The sequence below is a fragment of the Marinobacter sp. BSs20148 genome, from assembly GCF_000283275.1.
Lineage (GTDB): Bacteria > Pseudomonadota > Gammaproteobacteria > Pseudomonadales > Oleiphilaceae > Marinobacter > Marinobacter psychrophilus.
In genome coordinates, this window is the sequence record NC_018268.1 from 1,912,376 (window position 1) to 1,931,620 (window position 19,245).

Sequence of the window (19,245 nt, forward strand, 5' to 3'; positions counted from 1 at the left end):
CATTATGTTTTGCCAAAGGAGATTTAAATGTACAGCCTGACCGTTCGCGATCACATCATGATTGCCCACAGTTTTAATGGCGAAATTTTTGGGCCGGCCCAGAAAACTCACGGCGCCACCTATATCGTTGACGTTAGCTTTGAGCGTAAGACGCTCGACCACGACGACTTGATTGTGGACATTGGCCTGGCTTCAGAGCAGTTGAAAGCACTGCTGGCGGAGTTCAACATGAAAAATCTGGACGACGTGGAGGAATTCAAAGGCCGCAACACCACCACCGAATTTATGGCAAAGGTTATATTTGAACGACTTGCAGCGGCGATTCGAGCCGGCCAACTGGGGGAGTCAGGCAAGGGTGTTGAACGCCTGAAGGTAACCTTGGCGGAATCCCATATTGCCTGGGCCAGCTACCATGGCGACATTTGAGTCCAGCCACGAACTGCTGTTTGTTGTGCCGGGTGATCCGCAACAGAACACCGGTGGTTATCGCTACGTACGCGAGTTAGTAGCCGCGTTCAACCAAGCCGGCGCGTTAAATCAGCCAGGTATAAGCGCACGAATAGCGGGGTTGCCGGGCCAGTTTCCGCAGCCCGACACGGTGGCATTAACGGCCATGAACGAGTTGCTTGCGAGTGCGGCAGAACAGTCTTGGGTGGTGCTCGATGGACTTGCCATGAGCGCCATGCCAGAAATACTGGAAGCTCACCGGTCACGGCTCAATCTGGTCGCGTTGATTCACCATCCGTTGGCCGATGAAACTGACCTGAGCTCGCAGCAGCAAGCGAGGTTTTTTGCCGCTGAAAAGCGGGCACTGGCGGCGGTGCCCCACGTTGTGACCACCAGCCGCTTTACAGCAGAACGCCTTCGGGACTTTGGCGTAGCGTCAGACCGAATCCATATTGCTGAACCGGGTGTTGAAAGGCGCGCGTCTGGTGCGCCGGAACACTTTGCCAATGGCACGGCTGACGTTGCGAAAACGATACGGCTGTTATGCGTGGCACAATTGTCACCGCGTAAGGCCCAGCATCAGTTGGTAGAGGCTCTTTCCGGGTTGAAAGAGTTGCCATGGCAGTGTGTTCTGGTGGGCGCCTGTGATCGCGATCCGCACTACGCCGAGCAGGTGCGCCAGCAGATTCAGCAGGCCGGTTTGTGTTCGCGTATTTCGCTAACCGGTGAAGTAGGCGGCGATGCGCTGGCAGCGCTTTACAACAATGCCGATGTCTTTGTGTTGCCGTCGCTGTATGAAGGTTATGGCATGGTGATTGATGAAGCATTGAGTGTCGGTTTACCGATTATTTCCTCCAACGGTGGCGCGTTATTGCACACCGCCGATCGCCCCGGCGTTGCGATGTACAACGCGGGGGATGTGGCAGCGTTGCGTGAACGTTTGGGTAGTTGGATAACCAACCCTGACGTCCTGGCGCAAGCCCGCCTGAGGGCCGAGTCCGAGTCGCTGCGTGTGCGCACTTGGGCTGATACAGCCGCCGCTTTTACGGCCGCGCTAACCGACTTTCAGAGCCATCACCCGCATACCGAGTTCAGCGCTGACTGGCTCAGCCTGCGACAGCCGGCGGACTATAAGGCGCGGTCGCAAAACCTCAACGCCATGCTGCGTGATTGGCTACAACAGAAATCGGGTGACCAAATAAGGCCTCAGCCGCCAACGTTGGTCGATCTGGGTACCGGGCTGGGGTCTAATGTCGGGTATTTGGCCAAGGTATTTGATAAACCGCAGAAGTGGCTTTTGATCGACCAAGACACGGGTCTGTTGGCAGCCGCCGCGGCACGACTAGAGCCGTTGGGCCTGAGCGTTGAGCCCCGGGCTTTACAGCTGTTACCACAAACGTTTGCCGGGCTATTCCCCGCGGACACGCACCTGGTGACCGCATCGGCGCTGATTGACCTTGTGTCGGCTCAATGGTTGCAGGCGCTGGTAAAAGAAGTCGCGGACAAACGCGCGGCCCTATTGGTCGTGCTGAGCTACGCCGGACGCTTCGAGCTTAGCCCCCGGCACCCTGATGACGATCTGCTGCGCGTACTGGTGAATCAACACCAGCACGGCGATAAAGGCCTGGGAGCGGCGCTGGGGCCAAGCGCCACTGCAGCACTGGCCGCAGAACTGCAAAGCTGTGGTTATGAGGTGCACATTGCCGCCAGTGACTGGCAGCTGGGTGAAGGTGAGGGTGAGGGTGAAAAGCATGCTGAGCTGGCGCGTCAACTGATGCAGGGCTGGGTTAATGCCGCCATCCAGCAGGACTTGGATCAGAGCACACGTTTAAAGGTCTGGCTTGACGCCAGAGAACGGCAGCTGGCCGCAGGGGCGTTGCGCATTACGGTGTGCCATGAAGATCTGCTCGCGTTGCCGTCAAGGGCCGGGTAGCCAATATGTCTGCTACGGCAAAAACGGGCGTATGGGGTACCGCGGCCTGGCGCTGGCTGGCGAGTGCAATTTTGCTTGGCGCGCTTTTCTTGTTGGTGGATACCACGGCTTTGTGGCGTGAGCTGCAACGAATTCCACTCTGGGTGGTGCTACCGGCCGTTGTACTTAGTGCGGTTCAGGTTGTCCTTTCTTCCTGGCGCTGGCGTTACACCGGCAAACGCCTCGGTTTGAGCATCGGCGTAGGTGATGCCGTGCAGGAATATTACCTGGCCACGTTTATAAACCAGGTTTTGCCCGGTGGCGTTCTGGGGGATGTGAACCGTGCGTTTCGCCACGGTGTCAAAGCCGGCAAGCGACAAAAAGCGGCCCACGCAGTGGTGATTGAAAGGCTGTCTGGGCAACTGGTTTTAGCGCTGGTGGTCGGGCTGGGTCTGATCGTGCTTTGGCAGGCAAACGTGTTCAAACCATCGCTGGCGGGCTCTTCCGCAGCAATCGGCTGGCTGCCTATGGTTTTGCTGCTGGCAGTAGCAGGTGGTTTGCTGTTGTTGCGGTTTTACAACGCCCGGTTCAAGGCTTATCTTCTGGCCTTGCGTGATGATGTGCGCCAAGCTTTGTTCAGTTGGCCAGCTTTGCCGTTGCAGCTGATGTCGTCGTTGTTGGTTGTGGCCAGCTATCTTGCGGTTTTTTTATTGCTGGCGGTGGCTGTGGATTACGTCAACAGTGCCGCTGCAGCGGCTGTGCTTCTGGCGCTGTGTACGGTGTTATTGCTGAGTATGATCGTTCCACTGACCGTGGCGGGTTGGGGTATACGCGAAGGCGCCGCGGCTTTGTTGTGGCCGCTGGCGGGGTTGCCGGCAGAGCAGGGCGTGGCGCTCAGTGTCGGCTATGGTGCGTTGATGTTTGTCGGCAGTTGCCCAGGCGTACTGGTGATGTTTAAAGGTCGCCGTGGTTCACGTTGAATTCCAGAGCAAACAGCATGTCAGAACCCAGGTTGACCATGGTTGCCCGCGGCCGCAGCGCGTCGTCCAATTGATCAATCTCGGGCAGTGTAAACGCTGGCCGACCGCTACCGATGATCATTGGCGCCACCATCACGTGCAATCGGTCTAGCAATTGCGCGTGTAGAAATGCGGACACAGTCACTCCGCCACCTTCTATGAATATTTTGTGCAAACCAAAGTCTGCCAGCACCGCTAGTATCTGTGCGGGGCAAACGGGTTGCTGGTTATGACCCAGGCACGGAACTTCCAGAACACTCGTTAACCCTTGCAGCTTTGGTTTCGGGCCGGGTTGGTAGTCACCGGCGACCAGCCGAAGTGTTGGCGCTGCTTTATCGGTAAACAGATGATGGCTGGCGGGCACCCGGCGGCGGCGGTCGATAACCACCCGTACCGGATTGTCACCAGAGGTGCGTCTGACCGTAAGCTGGGGGTTGTCGGCCACGGCCGTTCCAGCGCCCACCACAACCGCATCTGATAACGCCCTTATGCGATGTAAGTGGACAATACCATCATCACCATTAATGAATCGCGAATGGCCACTCACCGTGGCAATACGGCCGTCCAGGCTCTGGCCTAATTGGCCGATAACCGATGTGGTCTGGCCATCTGCCAGTGGACTTACCAACGGTAAAAATAAATCAAACAGCCGCTGTGCCTGTTCGTTGGCAGGGCGTAACAAGCGCCAGTTTCCGTCGTCCTCAGACAAGGCGAGCGCGGGTTCTGTGCTGTTTGGAACCGACAAAATAATGTTGGCACAATCCCGTGCCTGCAAAATAAGTTGCCAGGCTGAGTGGGTGTCCAGAAGTGGAGATTCTATAGCCAGTCTATCCATAGCCATTCGGTCCGGTTGCGTTGGCTGTATCTAAACAGGGAAAGCGTGCAAGGTACACCCGCCCCGGTTAAATAATGCCGGAACTGCGCAAAACAAATATCCCGAGTGTCACGGTTACACTGGCAAGCAAAGTGGTCAGCCCGATAATGTTCGCAGCCAGGCGGTCGTTTCCCCCTAACGCTTTAACCATTACAAAACTGGCCGCCGCCGTTGGGCTGGCGAAAAACACGAACAGCAAGCCCAGTTCTGCGCCGCGAAAACCCCAAAGCCATGCCGCCGTTGTGGCCAGCGCAGGAAGCGTTACCATTTTCATCAGGCTGGCGCTCATGGCCGTGCGGCTGTCGGTGCGAATAGAGCGCAGTGATACGGTAGCGCCAATGCACATAAGTGCCAGCGGTAACGTGAGAGACGCAAAGTAATCCCCAGATGTCATTACCCAGGCGGGCAGTTCCAGATTCAACGCGGCGACTGGAATGGCAATAACCACCGAAATGATCAGCGGATTGTGCAGAATATCATGGAGGATTTTTCCTGGGCTGGCGCTTTGGCCGTGCTGATAGGCCAGCAGCACCACCACCGACAAAATGTTGTAGGAAATAATCACCAGGCCCAACAGAATGCCGCCGGCAGACAGACCATAATCGCCGTAAAGATTGGCCGCCAGCGCCAGTCCCACGATGCCACAGTTGCCGCGGAATGCCCCCTGCACGAACACACCGCGGTCTTCCCGACGAACGCGGAAGTGCGCCCAAACCCACGCTAACCCGAAGCTGCCAAGGGTCGCCAACAAAAAGAACACAAGCAAACTGGGGTTCAAGGCGGTGCTCAGATCCGCCCGGGTAATGCTTAGAAAAATCAGCGTTGGCAATGTTGCTTTGAACACCAGGGCGGAAGCGGTATTGACGAACGCGTCGTCTATCCAGTTAACGCGGCGCAGCCCCATGCCAATAAAAACCATGATGAAGACAGGCAGTGTGGTTTCGAGGGTTTGGGTAAAGGTGTTCAGCAACTCCATGACGGTGCTTTCCTATTATTCAGAACAGGCCGGCCTGTTGAATGGCCATATACGGAAGTGTGCCCGCAGCAATAGACAGCAGAGCGTTGCGGCGCCAAAGGTGAACCAGCACCACCAGAGCGCCGGGAATTAGCGCATCCAGACCAATCACTGGTAAAGACCATGTTGCCGAGCGTTGTAAAAAAATGATAGCCAGCAACGCCATAACAGCGGCGGGTAGATAGCGCCCCAAGTGTTTGATGAGAGGGTGCTCAGTATGGCGCTCGAAAAAAACAAACGGAATGATGCGGGTGGCAAAGGTTGCCAGCACCGTCACCGCTATAAAGCTAAACAGATAGTAGTTTTGAAACAGGTTCTCAACCATGGGTTGTGTCCCCGCTGCGATTGCGGGCCAGAGCGTCTCTGTGCCGGCGGTACTGCAGTAACAACACCAGTGAGACAATCATAATAGCTCCGATAAGTTGATTCGGCGCTGGCAGAACGGCGATAGCCACCGCGGCGGCAAGAGCACCCAACCAGAGCGGAAATGTTTCACCCAGTGCTTTGAACTGCTCAATGGTTAGCACAATGAATAGCGCGATCAGGGCAAACTCAATGCCGGTGCTGTTGAATGCAACGCTGTGCCCCAAAAACCCACCGGCCGCGCAGCCGACCACCCAATACAACTGGTTCAGTGCGGTAATGCGAAAATCCGTATGCAACTCCTTCTCGCGGCTCTGGGTGCGTTGGCGGCTAGTGAGCAGCGAGTATGTTTCATCGGTCAGGCCGAATATTAAATACAGTTTGCGCCAGCCGGCGCCGCGAAATTGGCCCAGCAGAGACAGGCCATAAAACAGATGCCGGGCGTTCAGCACAAACATCGCAATAAACACCTCCAGTAATCCGGCATGAGCGGCCAGCAAACTGACAGCCAGTATCTGACCGGCACCGGCGTACACCAGCACCCCCATCAGTGGGGCTATCCACCAGGGGTAATCAAGCTGTGTGGCAAACAGCACGCCAAACGCCATGCCCAGCGGCAAATAGCCGAACAGGATTGGCAAGGTGAGTCGAAAAGCAGAGGGAGTCATTAGCATCCAAACTATTTTCAGAGGCGGCAATGATAATCAATTTAAAGCGCAGATTGAAGAACCAAAAAAACCGCGACAAAGACATAAGCTTCGCCGCGGTTTTTGGTTGGACCATTTTACACTCTGATATCAGCTTTTCGCTGCATCCGCTGCGCGGACTTTGACGTAGCTGCCAGGAGCATCTTCCAATGCCTTCAGCTTGCCTTCGCCCGGGACGCGGGCAGGAACCTGGTCGCCTTGATACTGCGCCAGCCACTCAACCCAGTGCGGCCACCATGAGCCAGGGTGCTGCTCGGCTTCTGCCAACCAATCGTCCGGATTTTCTGGCAATGTATCTACATTATTAGTCCAAAAACCGTACTTTTCTTTGTACGGCGGGTTAATAATGCCGGCAATGTGGCCGGAGCCACCCAGTAAGAACTTCACTTTTCCGCCGTGAGCCTGAGCGCCGGTGTAGCAGGATTTCCACTTGGCAATGTGATCCTGGCGTGCGGCTATGAACATAGACGGCACGTCAATCTCCTGCAGATTATTGGTCTCACCACAGAATGTCAGCGAATCCGGTTGCACCAGACGGTTGTTCAGGTACATCTCCCGCAGGTACGGGCCGTGCAGCGCCGCGGGCAGGTTGGTGCCATCGGTGTTCCAGTACAGGAGGTCAAAGGCCGCAGGCTTTTCACCTTTCAGGTAGTTCTTGGTCCAGAAAGACCAGAACAACTCGTTTTCACGCAGCAGGTTGAAGGTGAAGGCCATGGCGCGCCCGTCCAAGTAACCTTTTTTGTTCATCATCTTCTCGATGCCCGCAAGCGAACGATCGTTGATGTATATGCTAATGCCGCCTGGATCAGTGAAGTCCAGAAGCGTAGTGAAGTAGGTGACACTGACGGTTGGTTTGCGGCCTTTTTTCTTCAACCACGAAAGGGTTGATGCCACCAAGGTGCCACCGATGCAGTAGCCAATCAGATTAATTTTCGCTTCGCCGGTCGCTTTAGTGACGTTGTCCATCGCCGCTACCACGCCTTTCTGCATGTAATCGTCCCACACCAAGTCTCTTTGGCTGGGCCCCGGGTTGAGCCAGGAAACAATAAATACCGTTTGACCCTGATTAACCAGCCACTGAATAAACGAGTTGCGGGCGGTCAGATCCAGAATGTAGAATTTATTGATCCAGGGCGGAACGATCAACATCGGGCGCTTTGCTACGGTTTCCGTGGTCGGAGCGTACTGAATCAGCTGGATCAGCTCGTTCTGGAACACAACTTTGCCCGGCGTTGTTGCCAGGTTGCTACCGACCTCAAACGCAGAGCGGTCGGTCATGCCAACGTTAAAGAGCTTTGGGTTCTGGCGATAGTCGTCAATAAATTGCTTGCCACCCGTCAGCAGGTTCTTGCCTTTGCTTTCCCATGTAATGCGCAGGGCTTCCGGGTTGGTGACCAAAAAGTTAGCAGGGGACAGTGCACTGGTAACCTGGCGTGCGTAAAAAAGCATTTGGTCGCGGGTGTCTTTGGGCAGGTTGTCCATACCCTCTAACCAATCTTGAAATGCTTGAGAGTTGATCAGATAAGCCTGTAACAGCAAATCAAAGGGCAAGTGCTTGGACCAGTCTTCAGCTTGAAAACGACGGTCGTCTGCTTCCGGGCTAGCGACTGAATCCTGATCTTTACCCATTGCGCGGCTAAACGTGTAGGAGCCTAGCGCCAGATATTTGCGCAGCAAGTCACTTTCTGCCGAAATCGTACGCAACGGATTTTTAGCAACATCGGCGGCCATGGCCTTATAAATATCCGACATTTCCCCCATCATTGACAAGGTGGTTGGGCTGATCAAGCCTTTATCGCCTAACATTTTTGCCAATCGCTCTTGCCCACGACGTACATTAGTGTCGACAACACCGGCCACTAATTTTTTGGTTTTACTCAGCTTTTCCATTCCCAACATGCAGAACTCCTCAAGCGAAACAAGAGCATTCGGTTAGGCATCGAAGCCTGATCGACCGCAAAATTTTAGTTTTCAGACTAGGCGCAACTAATTTTATTGCACGCTTCGCTGGAGTAATCCTGCCATGCCTTCATGTCGGCAGTAAACTGATCGTTCAACGCTTTCAGAGTTTCGCTCTGTTCAGAAGAGAGACTCTTCAGGCCATCCAGGTCACGAACTTCAGAGGCTTTTTTGGCTTGGCCCAGTGCCATTTCGGAGTAACGTTGAAATGCATTCATTTGCATCTCAGCGGCTTTTCCCAGCTGTTCCAACAAGATTTCGTTCAGCCGGCTCGCTTTTTTGAACATATCGTTAGACATATCTAAAAATCCTTTATGGTTGGAATCATTAAAGAAACACACTTTGCATTACCGTATAATGATTTTACGCAAAAAGTGAGTGCTGGAAATTCATCCTTTTATTCTTTTCCTTAGTATACAGGCAACTAATTCGTTGGGCGTTACAACAATGTATGGTTTTTTCGAGTGAATGCCAATTAGACCGTCAATATTTATGATTTAACGACTGAGGTTTTAAGTAATGAACGAGTCACTTACTTCGGTATCTGAACAGGACCCGCGAGAAGAATTGTTTATTGTACCGGCCGATTTGCTGGCCGACGATCAGATACTGGGTCTTGTTGAAGAATACTGCACCCGTTATCACGGCCTGAACGATCAGGAAAATCCTCTGGTGGAAACCAGCAGGGTTAAGGCTGCGGTTGACAAGGGAGAGTTGGTGGTGTGGTTCGATCCAGTCACCAACACCGCCAGTTTGGACAGGCCGCAGGCCCAGCTCTGACGGTATTTTGTCATGGTGTGTCGCCTATCGTGATTCGGCGTTAACCGTTATAATTGTGGCATAAATGTTATTGGCTTTGTGTGAGGTGCATGTTGATCAGAGTGTTACTGGTAGACGACCATGACCTGGTTAGATCCGGGATTTCACGCATGCTGTCTGACAACCCGGACATCGAGGTAATTGGCGAGGCTAAAAATGGTGAAGATGCCATTGAACAGGTACGCCGCAACCCGCCCGATGTGGTGTTGATGGACATCTGCATGCCAGGTATTGGTGGCCTTGAAGCAACCCGTAAAATTTTGCGATTGAATGACGCCGTGCGGGTAGTCGTGGTAACCGGTTGTGCCGATAGCCCCTATCCGGTAAGGGTTATGCAGGCAGGTGCTTCAGGCTATATTACCAAGGGTGCCGATATTCGCGAGATTATTCGTGCTGTGCGTAAAGCTCACGCCGGACAACGCTACATCAGCCCGGAAATTGCCCAGCAAATGGCGTTAGGGCAGGGCAATGAAGATCACCCGGAACTGACGTTGTTCCAACGTCTTTCCGAGCGTGAGCGTGAAATAGCGTTGATGGTGGTTAATTGCAGAAAGGTTCAGGACATATCTGACGCACTCTGCTTGAGCCCGAAAACTGTCAATACCTACCGCTACCGTGTGTTTGAAAAACTCGGAATTTCCAGTGATGTTGAGCTGGCCCTCATGGTCGTTCGCCTCGGGTTTCACGATGCCAGTAACGTCTGATGCGGCCGCCCCTCCGGCGGCGACCTTTGACAGCCGGCACTTCCTTAAACAGCTTACTGAAAGGCCGGGCGTATACCGGATGTACGACGCCGCCAGCAAGGTGCTGTATGTGGGTAAAGCGCGCAACCTGAAAAACCGGGTTAGCAGCTACTTTCGTAACACCGGCCTGGCGCCGAAAACCCAGGCCCTGGTGGCAAAAATCTGTTCTATTGAAGTCACCATAACCGGCAGCGAAACCGAAGCTTTACTGCTTGAACAGAATTTGATCAAGTCGTTGCGGCCGCCTTACAACATACTGCTGCGCGATGATAAATCCTACCCCTACATATATGTATCCGCGCACCAGGATTATCCCTCACTGACCTTTCGCCGGGGGCGTACAAAAAAAGGTGGCGGCACCTGGTTCGGGCCTTTCCCCAGCTCGGGTGCGGTTAAAGAAAGCCTTAATGTGTTGCAAAAAGTTTTCCGTATAAGATCATGTAATGAAAGCTATTTTAGGAACAGAAACAGACCTTGTTTGCAGTATCAGATCAATCGCTGCACCGCGCCCTGTGTGGGCTATATCTCCCCAGAGGACTACCAGCAGGATATACGCCGTGCGGCAATGTTTCTTGAAGGCAAGAACCCGGTGGTGATTGAAGATCTGATGCAGGCTATGGAAGCAGCCGCGGCAGAGCTGAATTTTGAAAAGGCCGCTGCCTACCGCGATCAGATGAACCATCTGAGACATGTGCAGGAGCAGCAGTCTGTTGATGGTGAAGGCGGCGATGCCGATGTGATCGCCATAACCCAAGACGCCGGCATAGTGTGTGTGGTTGTCGTCATCGTGCGCGGTGGCAGAGTGCTGGGTACCAAAGACTACTTTCCGCGATTTCTCATTGAGCAGTCTGACGGTGAATTGCTGGCGGCGTTTTTGGGCCAGTATTATTTTGCTGGAGACACTCGCCGCGAGATTCCCCAAGATATTTTGGTGAGCTCTGAACCCGAGGGCATGGCGCTATTAGCGGAAGCTTTGTCAGAGGCAGCCAAGCGAGACACCCGCATTCGTGTTAATGTGCGCGGCGAGCGTAGGCGTTGGATTGAGCTGGCGCAAACCAACGCCCGCCAGACGTTGCTGACGCACATGGCCAGCAAGGAAACCGTGTACCGCCGCTTATTGGCGCTAAAAGACCTGTTGGACCTGGCTGAAACGCCAGCGCGCATGGAGTGTTTTGATGTCAGCCACAGCCATGGCGAAAATACCGTGGCTTCTTGTGTGGTGTTTGATGAAAACGGTCCATTGAAAAGCGATTACCGGCTCTACAATATTGAAGGTATCACCGGCGGTGATGACTACGCAGCCATGCGCCAAGTTCTGACCCGTCGCTACAAGCGATTGGTAGCCGGAGAAGGCAAACGGCCCTCATTGGTATTTATTGATGGTGGTATGGGCCAGCTTAATATTGCCCGTGAAGTCTTTGAATCGTTAGAACTTACGGACATTCCGCTTATTGGCGTTGCAAAAGGTGCTGCCCGGCGGGTGGGAATGGAGCAGCTGATCGATGCGGTTACCGGACGGGTGTTTCGGGTACCAGCAGATTCACCTGGGCTGCACCTGATTCAGCATATCCGTGATGAATCACACCGCTTTGCGATTACCGGTCATCGCGCTCGCCGTGATAAAAAGCGCCGTCAATCCACCCTTGAGGGTATCGAAGGGGTAGGTCCAAAGCGCCGGCGCGATTTGATACGTTACTTTGGCGGCATACAAGAGCTGCTTAAAGCCGGCATTGACGAAATGATCAAGATTCCTGGCATCAGCAAGACTCTGGCTGAAACCATTTACGCAGCATTGCACGACGAATAGGCAACGAATGAACATACCGAATATTCTCACTCTTTCCCGCATCGTGATGATTCCGGTGTTTGTGTTTATCTTTTACATGCCGGTGCAATGGAGCTACCTGGTCAGCGCGACTATTTTCACACTGGCTGCGGTGACTGATTGGCTGGACGGCTATCTGGCGCGCAAGCTGAATCAGAGCACGCCTTTCGGGGCGTTTCTGGACCCAGTCGCTGACAAACTTATGGTGGCTGTGGCTCTGGCGGTGCTGATTGAAGAGCATGCGGCGTTGATTCTGACGTTGCCGGCAACCGTCATTATTGGTCGCGAGATTGTGATTTCCGCACTGCGTGAGTGGATGGCAGAAATTGGCAGCCGCGCCAGCGTAGCGGTGTCTTATATTGGTAAAATTAAGACTGTTGCCCAAATGGCGGCTATTATCGGGCTGCTGGCTTTTCCACCTGGTGTGGTTCAGGCCGACATCGCTATCGCTTTACTGTATCTCGCTGCCGGGTTGACCTTGTGGTCTATGGGATTATATTTGCAGGCAGCCTGGCCGGACCTGTTTCCGCGAAAGTAAGCGTTTAAGATCACTGGTCTTCCGCTTTTGAGTCGGCCGATAGCCCCTCGCAGGCGCTCGCCCAGAGCGCAAGCTGACTCATCAGGCGTTGGCCGGCGACATCAAATGCAATAATGATGTCGTCCAAACGATTACTGGCGGCGCTTGTTTTAATATCGAAAATTTGTGAACACGCCGTTCTGCGACTTCGATTTACCATGATTTCGCTGTATAGCTGAATGACTACATCGCTGTGATTAGCGCCGGGTTGGCTTTGAAAAGCCAGCAACTCGGTGACCATGGTCAGATCGGCTTCGGCCGGGCTGGCGTCCGTAATTACCCGCTTAAAACCCTGACTTTTGCGCAATGCCGCCGTCATCGTATCGCGCATCACAACGGGCGCTGTGTCGCGCCAACGCACGCCACCGTATATGCGGAATTCTGTAGCCTCGGGTTTTGCCAGAATACGAGTGCTGTTGATGGGCTCTGATGCCACCGGTGTATCTACACGAAGACTGTACGGCTGCTGGTCACCAGCGCGGCTCATGGTTAAAGGCGCGGGCGCGAAATCCATTACCCGTGGTGTTTCAGGAACCGGAAAAATGGTGCAACCGGTCATCACCAGTGCGCAGAGGGTACCCGGTACAAAATTCTTCGAGTAGCGAATCATTGTGGCAATTCCTTGATAGTGTCTACGCCCCAGAGTGTCCCTGCCGGGTTTTCATCCAGCCGGCGGGTAAAACGGTTCAGGTTATTAAGTGTGTTATGCAATTGCCGCAGAACCGGTGCCAGCTCGCCCATGCCCTGCAGCCCTGCATCGAGTGCGCCGGCGTTGTCGGAGGTGAGGGTATCCAGCCGCTGCATGACGGCGTCAAAATTACCCAGGGCACGGTCCATCGAGCGCAGCGCCGAGCGGCCCTCGTTACGCAACAGCGCATCGGCGGTGCCGGACACGTCGGCTATTTGGGCGGCGGCCTGGCTGGCATTTGCGCTGGCCTGATTCAGATTTGCAAACAGCTCGTCCAGAGCGGCACTCTTGCGCACCAGCGTTTCACTGGCCTCACGGGTATTGCTCAAAATGGCAGACACCTGTTCGATATTGTCATTAGAAAATAACTGGTTGGCGTTACTAAGCAGTTGGTCGGCTTTGTCCATCAGTATCTGACTGTTGTCCAGCAGGCCGCTGAGCCCGGAGCGCTGGGCGTGAATAATCGGGGGGTTCTCACGGCTACCTATTAATAACGGGCTGTTCTGGCTGCCGCCGCTGAACTCGATGCTCATACTGCCGGTGATGTTCGCCAGTACCAGGCTGGCCCGGGTGTTTTCATGCATCGGAATGGTCTCATCGACGCGCACCAGCACTCGAACTTCCCCAGGATTTTCTAGCACCAAACGCAAAGAGACGACGTCGCCGACATTGACGCCGTTGTAAAGAACCGGATTGCCTTCAGAAAGGCCACCGACTGTGTAATCAAACGCTACCTCATACCAGGCCCATTCCCGCTCATTACTGGTTTTGCCAAGCCACAAAGCGAACACTAGAGCGGCGGCCGCCGTAATAATCGTAAACATCCCAATCAGGAAGTGATGGGCTCTGGGTTCCATTATGATGACTCCTGCTGGGAATGGGGTGCTTGCGATGCTTGGTTAGTTTGAACTGCGTAGCTGGCGGCCCGGCCCCGTGGCCCAAGGAAATACTCCTGAATCCACGGGTCGGGATTTTCGACAACTTTCTGCAAACGATCGGCTACCAGAACTTTTTTCTGCGACAGTACCGCCACCCGGTCACAACTGTTGTAGAGCGTATCCAGATCATGGGTCACCAGAAACACGGTTAAACCCAGTGCATCACGCAGGGTAACAATCAGTTGATCAAAGGCGCCTGCGCCGATTGGGTCTAGCCCGGCGGTGGGCTCGTCCAGAAACAGGACTTCCGGATCCAGAGCCAGCGCTCTTGCCAGTGCTGCGCGCTTGATCATGCCGCCGGATAACTCCGACGGATACTGGGTAGCCGCTTTTACCGATAAACCGGTCAGTGCCAGTTTCATGCGTGCAAGATGTTCGGCTTCGTGTCGCGGCAGTTTGCGATGCTCGATCAGCGGCAGGGCAATGTTTTCCTGAAGATTAAGCGAGGTAAACAGCGCGCCTTTCTGAAACAGTACGCCAAAGCGCTGTTCAGTAAGCGAGCGTTGACGAGCAGGTAGTGCGAGCAAATCTTTGCCAAATACCCGAATGTCGCCGCCTGACGGCTTGACTAAACCAACGATGCTGCGCAGCAAAACCGACTTGCCGGTACCAGATCCGCCGACCACTCCCAGAATTTCACCGCGAAACAGGTCCAAATCAAGTTGTTGGTGAACAACGTGACTGCCAAAGCGGTTTTCCAAGTTTCGCACCTGAATAATCGACGTTTGGGATCGGTTTTCTCCATCCGTTTTTTGTGTCATTTACCAGCCCATCTCCATAAAAAACAGCGCCGCGATGGAGTCGAACAGAATAACCATAAAAATCGACTGCACTACGCTGGATGTGGTGTGTACGCCTACTGACTGGGCGCTGCCGCTGACTTTGAAACCCTCAAGGCAAGCCACGGCTGCAATTAGAAAAGCGAATATGGGTGCCTTCGACAAACCCACCAAAAAGTGCTTCAACGCGACATCCTGAGACACAATCGATATGAATTGTGTCGGAGTGATGTCCAGCGTCATCGCACACACCAGGGCGCCACCCACCATGCCAGATATCATCCCTACAAATGTCAGCAACGGCAGGCTGACCATCATTGCAAGCACCCTCGGCAACACCAGCATTTCGATGGGGCTGAGGCCCAGCGTGCGCAGCGCGTCCAATTCCTCATTTACTTTCATAGCGCCGATCTGGGCGGTGAAAGAACTGGCTGTGCGGCCAGCCAACAGGATAGCCGCCAATAAAACGCCAAACTCCCGCAGGAATGAAAAAGCCACCAAGTTAACGGTGTAAATGGTGGCGCCAAAATCTGCCAATACGGTGGCCCCGAGGAAAGCGATAACAGCACCTACCAGAAAGGTGAGCAGGGCTACAATGGGTACCGCATTCAGCCCGGTGTCTTGAACTGCAGCAACAAAAGCCGTCATGCGCCAGCGCCGTGGGTGCAGTGTTGTCCACGCCAGGGCCGCAATAATCTGGCCAATAAAGCCAACAAGGGTAACAACGAGCTGGTACAACTCAGTTACCCAGGCGCCGACATCGCGTACCAAACCAGACAGCGTAAAGCCGGGTGGGGCTGGCAGTGGCTGTTGATCGGCCATGGCGGTTGCGACTGCACTTAAAAGCGCGGCGGTTTCACGACTAACCGCTTGCGGGTTATCCGCTAGCCACTGCTCCAGGTTATGGGGCCCGACAAGTTCAGCCAGCAGTGCCGCACCGGCGGTGTCTATACGCCCCAACGTTTGCAGGTTAAGTGTTCGATAGCGGTCGGAGTCTTGGCCAGCTGCGGTAACGGATGAGTAGAGGGCGTGGTAGTAGGGCAGGGTCCAGTCGCCACAGGCGCTTATTTGGTCGCCGTCAATCAGCAGCTCGCCAGAGGCGCTCTGACCAGGTTGTGAGTAATCCGACATGTCAGCACGGGTCACGTTGTTACCAAACTCCCAGGATAATAACTAATGGATAGCAGCTTAAAGACTCCACACATTATCCGCCAGTACCTGGCGGTCACCAGCATCGTGGCTGGCCAATATCATCGCCACACCGTCGCGTTTTTGTTCCAGCAACAGGCCGTGCAAAATATGACGAGCGTCTGAATCGAGCCCTGTCAGGGGTTCGTCCAATAGTAACAGGGGCTGGCCGCGAAGCAGTGCTCGCAGCAAGGCCACCCGCTGACGCTGACCGCCGGACAGTTGCGCCGGGCGGCGCTTGCCCATGCCGGCCAGGCCCACGCGCTCCAGAGCAGCAGCAATTTTTATCTTTTGTGCGCCCGACAGCTTTAATCCCGGATGAAGGCCAAGACCAATGTTATCTGCAACGTTCAGGTGCTCAAACAGATTGTGCTCCTGAAACACGCTGGTGATCGGGCGCTCCCAAGGTGGCAATGGCGTCAATTCCTGCTGACGCCAGCGAATAGAGCCGCCACTTGCTTGCAGAAACCCGGCGAGCAGATTGAGCAGGGTGGATTTGCCAGAACCACTGACGCCATGAATAGCAAGGCATTCGCCGGGTGCCAGCGTAAAATCAAACTGCCACTTCGGCCCATGTTGGTCGGGTGAAGTCGGGTAGTGAAAACCTAAACCGGAAACATCAAGCATGGTGAATGTCCATAACGGATACGTTCTGCGGTCGGGCGAATGGGCGTAAGCGGGCGGCGCGGGTAAGAACATGAGCCAGGCTGAATATCATCAACAACAGTAGAATAAGCCAAAGCCCGGTGGCCGCTGCTGCAACCAGGTGATAGCTGCCGAGCTGCTGGTACAGCAGCACCGGAAGTGTGGGTGCACCAGGTGAACCAAACAGTGCAATCACCCCAAAATCTCCCAGAGAAAGGCCAACTCCGTAGGCCAGCGCCAACGCTAACGGCCGCTTGAGCCGCGGCCAGTGCAACCAGCGCCAGCGATACCAACCCAGAATACCCAGTTGGTCAGCCAGCTGTCGGCTTGGCTGGTCCAGGCTTGCCAGCGGCCCACGAACCAGCTGAAGAATGAAGGGCAGCGCCATCATGGCGTTAATCAGCGCTACCAGAAGCATTCCTTGGCCGGCTGCGCCCAGGCTAGGGCGAAACAGCAGAAACAGACCGGTTCCCAATACCAGCGGTGGCACTATCAACGGCAAGTAGCCGGCGCTGTGAGTGACCATTTTTGCCTTGGGGAATTGCCCGGCTGCAACAATGGCCAGAGTGGCGATGACCGCTAACAGGCCAGCGGGCAGGGCAATCGCCAGGCTTTTCACGGTGGCACGGAACAGCGGTGTTTGTGGGTCAAGCATGGGCAGCGTGGCCAGCCCTGGATAGCCGCGGGTGACAATGGCCAGCAGTGGCAGCAGAAGGAAAATGGCGAAGGCCAGTACCAGTGCGCCATCGCAAAATCGTGCTAGTCCGCGATTATCGCGCCGCGGCGGCGGTTGGCTGAAGCGTCGTTCCGATAACACTCTGGTGGGCTCACCCAGGCGCATAACCAGCCACCACAGGCCCCCACAAATACTCAGCTGCACCAGCGCAAGCAAGGCAGCGCGGCCAAAATCGAATTCAAAGCGCAGGGCCTGGTAAATAGCCACTTCCAATGTGGTTGCATTTGGTCCGCCGCCCAGAGTCATTACGATGGCAAAACTGGTAAAACACAGGGTAAACACCAGCGCCAGCAATCCGGGCAACACCGGTTTCATGGCCGGCCAGTCCAGAACCCGCCACACTACAAAACCGCGCAGCCCCATCTGGCTAGCCAGGCGCTTTTGGCTCTGCGGCGTGGCCTCCAGCGCTTGCAGTAGAATGCGTGCAATCAGCGGGGCGTTAAAAAATACATGGGCCAGTACAATGCCGTTCAAACCGTACAGATTCCACTGCAGCGCCGGTATAAAGTCACTCACAACCCCGGTCAACCAACCCTGGCGGCCGTAAACGTTGACCAGACCAGAAACCACAACAATGGAAGGCATTACCAGGCTGAGCTCCATCAGCCGGAGTAGAAGGCCGCGGCCGGGAAACTGCGGTTGCCGCGCCAGCGCCCGGGCAACGGGAATGGCAAGCAGCGTGCTGATAAGCACAGACAGCAGCGCCTGCCAAATGGTAAAAACAACCACGTTGCGCAGATAACGGCTGTGCCAGAGCTCTTCCGGGTTCAGCGCCGGTGCCTGCCACAGTAGGGCGACCACGCCTGTGGCCGTCAGTGTGATAATAGTTAGAACAATCAGCAGACCAGGTGCCAACTGCAAGCCGGGGTGGCTCAGCGGCGCGCGATGGGCGTTACAAAAGCTCAGCGGATTTTGCATTAGCCAGTCCGCTAGCGCGTCATGGCTTCCAGCCACTCATCGACCCATTCGCGCCGGTGCTGTGCCACTTCGGCCGGATCAAAAAACAGGGTGCGGGACGGTTGTATCAGGCGGTTAAAAACATCGGGCAGTTCGGCGCCCAAATCAATGGCCGGGTACATGACGTTCTTCAGCGGAATATGGCGCTGAAAGTCGGCGCTTAGCATGAAATCCAAAAATTCTCTTGCCAGCGCTTGATGTGGCGAACTGGCAACCACCGCCGCCACTTCCACTTGCAGGTAGTGACCTTCACTGAATTCTGCTGCCTGGTAGCGTTCGGTCTTTTCGATGGCCATGTGGTAGGCCGGTGAGGTGCTGTAAGACAGAATCATTGGCGCTTCACCGTTCATAAACAATGAAAAATAGCCGTCACTCCAGCTTTTTGTGGTGGTTAGGATTTTTTTCTGCAGCTGCTCCCACTTGGCCCCGGCATCGTCGCCGTAAACGTGGCGCATCCAAAGCAAAAGGCCTAGGCCGGGGGTGCTGGTGCGCGGGTCTTGAATGATGATCTTCAGATCGTCTGGTGCTGCAATCAGCTCAGCCAGGCTTTTTGGCGGGTTGGCCAACTGCTCGGTGTCGTAAACAAACGCGAAGTGGCCCCAGTCGTAGGGTACGAACACTGGGTCTTGCCAGAGGATGGGTAAATCGAGAGCGTCCAGATTTACATTGTGCGGCGCCAATAGCCCAGTGGAGCGAGCCAGTTCCATGGTGCCGGTGTCCAGGCCCAACACCAGGTCGGCTGAGCTGCTGGCGCCTTCTAACCTCAGTCGCTGCAAAATGTCTCCGCCGCTGTCGAGCACCACATAATTAAGTTGGCAGTCACAGCGCTGTTCAAACGCCGTTTTTACCGCCGGCCCTGGCCCCCATTCCGCTGCGAACGAGGGGTGAGTGTATACCGTCAAGTTGGGGTTTTCGGTCGCGCTGGATAAATTGGTAAAAATGAGAATAAAGAGCCCTAAAACGGTCCGAGTTTTAGCAAGGAGTAGGGCAGTGTGACTATTTTGAGCAATGCGTTGTAGCAGCGAATACGCCATGGTGGTTAAACCTCAAAACT

Annotated in this window: 20 protein-coding genes; 7 read left to right on the forward strand and 13 right to left on the reverse strand. The window is 54.8% G+C overall.

Annotated elements, in window-relative coordinates:
• Nucleotides 1-27 precede the first annotated feature (27 nt).
• Genes MRBBS_RS08650 through MRBBS_RS08660 form a run of 3 tightly spaced genes read left to right on the forward strand, consistent with a single transcriptional unit; the run spans nucleotide 28 to nucleotide 3,339 of the window.
• Entirely contained in the window at nucleotides 28-426 is a 399-nt protein-coding gene (locus MRBBS_RS08650; protein ID WP_014871090.1) for a 6-pyruvoyl trahydropterin synthase family protein, read from the forward strand.
• The gene (locus MRBBS_RS08655; RefSeq protein ID WP_014871091.1) at nucleotides 413-2,380 is read left to right on the forward strand and encodes a glycosyltransferase family 4 protein; all 1,968 of its coding nucleotides are present in this window, start codon (nucleotides 413-415) and stop codon (nucleotides 2,378-2,380) included. The genes MRBBS_RS08650 and MRBBS_RS08655 overlap by 14 nt, the downstream gene beginning before the upstream one ends.
• A 5-nt stretch (nucleotides 2,381-2,385) precedes the next feature.
• Nucleotides 2,386-3,339 (forward strand): lysylphosphatidylglycerol synthase transmembrane domain-containing protein, encoded by a 954-nt coding sequence (locus MRBBS_RS08660; protein WP_014871092.1) that lies wholly within the window; start codon nucleotides 2,386-2,388, stop codon nucleotides 3,337-3,339.
• Here the strand turns inward: MRBBS_RS08660 and MRBBS_RS08665 are convergent.
• The 6 genes from MRBBS_RS08665 to MRBBS_RS08690 form a co-directional block, all read right to left on the reverse strand.
• Complete coding sequence (locus MRBBS_RS08665) at nucleotides 3,314-4,219, reverse strand: RibD family protein (RefSeq protein WP_014871093.1); 906 nt, start codon at nucleotides 4,217-4,219, stop codon at nucleotides 3,314-3,316. The genes MRBBS_RS08660 and MRBBS_RS08665 overlap by 26 nt on opposite strands.
• A gap of 61 nt (nucleotides 4,220-4,280) precedes the next feature.
• Nucleotides 4,281-5,228: an AEC family transporter gene (locus tag MRBBS_RS08670; protein WP_014871094.1), complete on the reverse strand. Its 948-nt coding sequence runs from the start codon at nucleotides 5,226-5,228 to the stop codon at nucleotides 4,281-4,283.
• 19 nt (nucleotides 5,229-5,247) lie between these two features.
• Nucleotides 5,248-5,592: a branched-chain amino acid transporter permease gene (locus tag MRBBS_RS08675; protein ID WP_014871095.1), complete on the reverse strand. Its 345-nt coding sequence runs from the start codon at nucleotides 5,590-5,592 to the stop codon at nucleotides 5,248-5,250.
• Entirely contained in the window at nucleotides 5,585-6,298 is a 714-nt protein-coding gene (locus MRBBS_RS08680; protein ID WP_014871096.1) for an AzlC family ABC transporter permease, read from the reverse strand. Before MRBBS_RS08680 ends, MRBBS_RS08675 begins: the two co-directional genes overlap by 8 nt.
• A 129-nt stretch (nucleotides 6,299-6,427) precedes the next feature.
• Nucleotides 6,428-8,236 carry a PHA/PHB synthase family protein gene (locus tag MRBBS_RS08685; protein WP_014871098.1) on the reverse strand — a complete coding sequence of 603 codons (1,809 nt, stop codon included), beginning with the start codon at nucleotides 8,234-8,236 and terminating at the stop codon, nucleotides 6,428-6,430.
• Between the two features lie 77 nt (nucleotides 8,237-8,313).
• On the reverse strand, nucleotides 8,314-8,595 hold the full coding sequence (locus tag MRBBS_RS08690) for a phasin family protein (RefSeq protein ID WP_014871099.1): 282 nt from the start codon (nucleotides 8,593-8,595) through the stop codon (nucleotides 8,314-8,316).
• A 220-nt stretch (nucleotides 8,596-8,815) separates the two neighbouring features.
• Here MRBBS_RS08690 and MRBBS_RS08695 point away from each other — a divergent pair, with 220 nt between their 5' ends.
• The 4 genes from MRBBS_RS08695 (at nucleotide 8,816) to pgsA (ending at nucleotide 12,221) form a co-directional block, all read left to right on the forward strand.
• Nucleotides 8,816-9,076: a hypothetical protein gene (locus MRBBS_RS08695; RefSeq protein ID WP_014871100.1), complete on the forward strand. Its 261-nt coding sequence runs from the start codon at nucleotides 8,816-8,818 to the stop codon at nucleotides 9,074-9,076.
• 92 nt (nucleotides 9,077-9,168) lie between these two features.
• A complete protein-coding gene (gene uvrY, locus MRBBS_RS08700; protein ID WP_041635543.1) occupies nucleotides 9,169-9,819 on the forward strand; it encodes a UvrY/SirA/GacA family response regulator transcription factor in 651 nt (216 codons plus the stop codon).
• Entirely contained in the window at nucleotides 9,803-11,665 is a 1,863-nt protein-coding gene (uvrC, locus tag MRBBS_RS08705) for an excinuclease ABC subunit UvrC (protein ID WP_083847022.1), read from the forward strand. Before uvrY ends, uvrC begins: the two co-directional genes overlap by 17 nt.
• A gap of 7 nt (nucleotides 11,666-11,672) precedes the next feature.
• Entirely contained in the window at nucleotides 11,673-12,221 is a 549-nt protein-coding gene (pgsA, locus tag MRBBS_RS08710; protein WP_014871103.1) for a CDP-diacylglycerol--glycerol-3-phosphate 3-phosphatidyltransferase, read from the forward strand.
• A gap of 10 nt (nucleotides 12,222-12,231) precedes the next feature.
• Here the strand turns inward: pgsA and MRBBS_RS08715 are convergent, their stop codons facing one another.
• From MRBBS_RS08715 to thiB, 7 genes are read right to left on the reverse strand one after another with little or no spacing between them, the layout of a single operon-like run.
• Entirely contained in the window at nucleotides 12,232-12,870 is a 639-nt protein-coding gene (locus MRBBS_RS08715) for an ABC-type transport auxiliary lipoprotein family protein (protein WP_014871104.1), read from the reverse strand.
• Nucleotides 12,867-13,805 (reverse strand): MlaD family protein, encoded by a 939-nt coding sequence (locus tag MRBBS_RS08720; RefSeq protein ID WP_014871105.1) that lies wholly within the window; start codon nucleotides 13,803-13,805, stop codon nucleotides 12,867-12,869. The genes MRBBS_RS08715 and MRBBS_RS08720 overlap by 4 nt, the downstream gene beginning before the upstream one ends.
• Nucleotides 13,805-14,647, reverse strand: coding sequence for an ABC transporter ATP-binding protein (locus tag MRBBS_RS08725; RefSeq protein ID WP_014871106.1), 843 nt, complete (start codon nucleotides 14,645-14,647; stop codon nucleotides 13,805-13,807). The genes MRBBS_RS08720 and MRBBS_RS08725 overlap by 1 nt, the downstream gene beginning before the upstream one ends.
• Nucleotides 14,648-15,796 carry an MlaE family ABC transporter permease gene (locus tag MRBBS_RS08730; protein WP_227497647.1) on the reverse strand — a complete coding sequence of 383 codons (1,149 nt, stop codon included), beginning with the start codon at nucleotides 15,794-15,796 and terminating at the stop codon, nucleotides 14,648-14,650.
• A gap of 57 nt (nucleotides 15,797-15,853) precedes the next feature.
• On the reverse strand, nucleotides 15,854-16,480 hold the full coding sequence (locus tag MRBBS_RS08735) for an ATP-binding cassette domain-containing protein (protein ID WP_014871108.1): 627 nt from the start codon (nucleotides 16,478-16,480) through the stop codon (nucleotides 15,854-15,856).
• A complete protein-coding gene (thiP, locus tag MRBBS_RS08740) occupies nucleotides 16,473-18,152 on the reverse strand; it encodes a thiamine/thiamine pyrophosphate ABC transporter permease (protein ID WP_014871109.1) in 1,680 nt (559 codons plus the stop codon). Before thiP ends, MRBBS_RS08735 begins: the two co-directional genes overlap by 8 nt.
• A gap of 11 nt (nucleotides 18,153-18,163) precedes the next feature.
• Nucleotides 18,164-19,225, reverse strand: coding sequence for a thiamine ABC transporter substrate binding subunit (gene thiB, locus MRBBS_RS08745; RefSeq protein WP_014871110.1), 1,062 nt, complete (start codon nucleotides 19,223-19,225; stop codon nucleotides 18,164-18,166).
• Nucleotides 19,226-19,245: the final 20 nt, after the last annotated feature.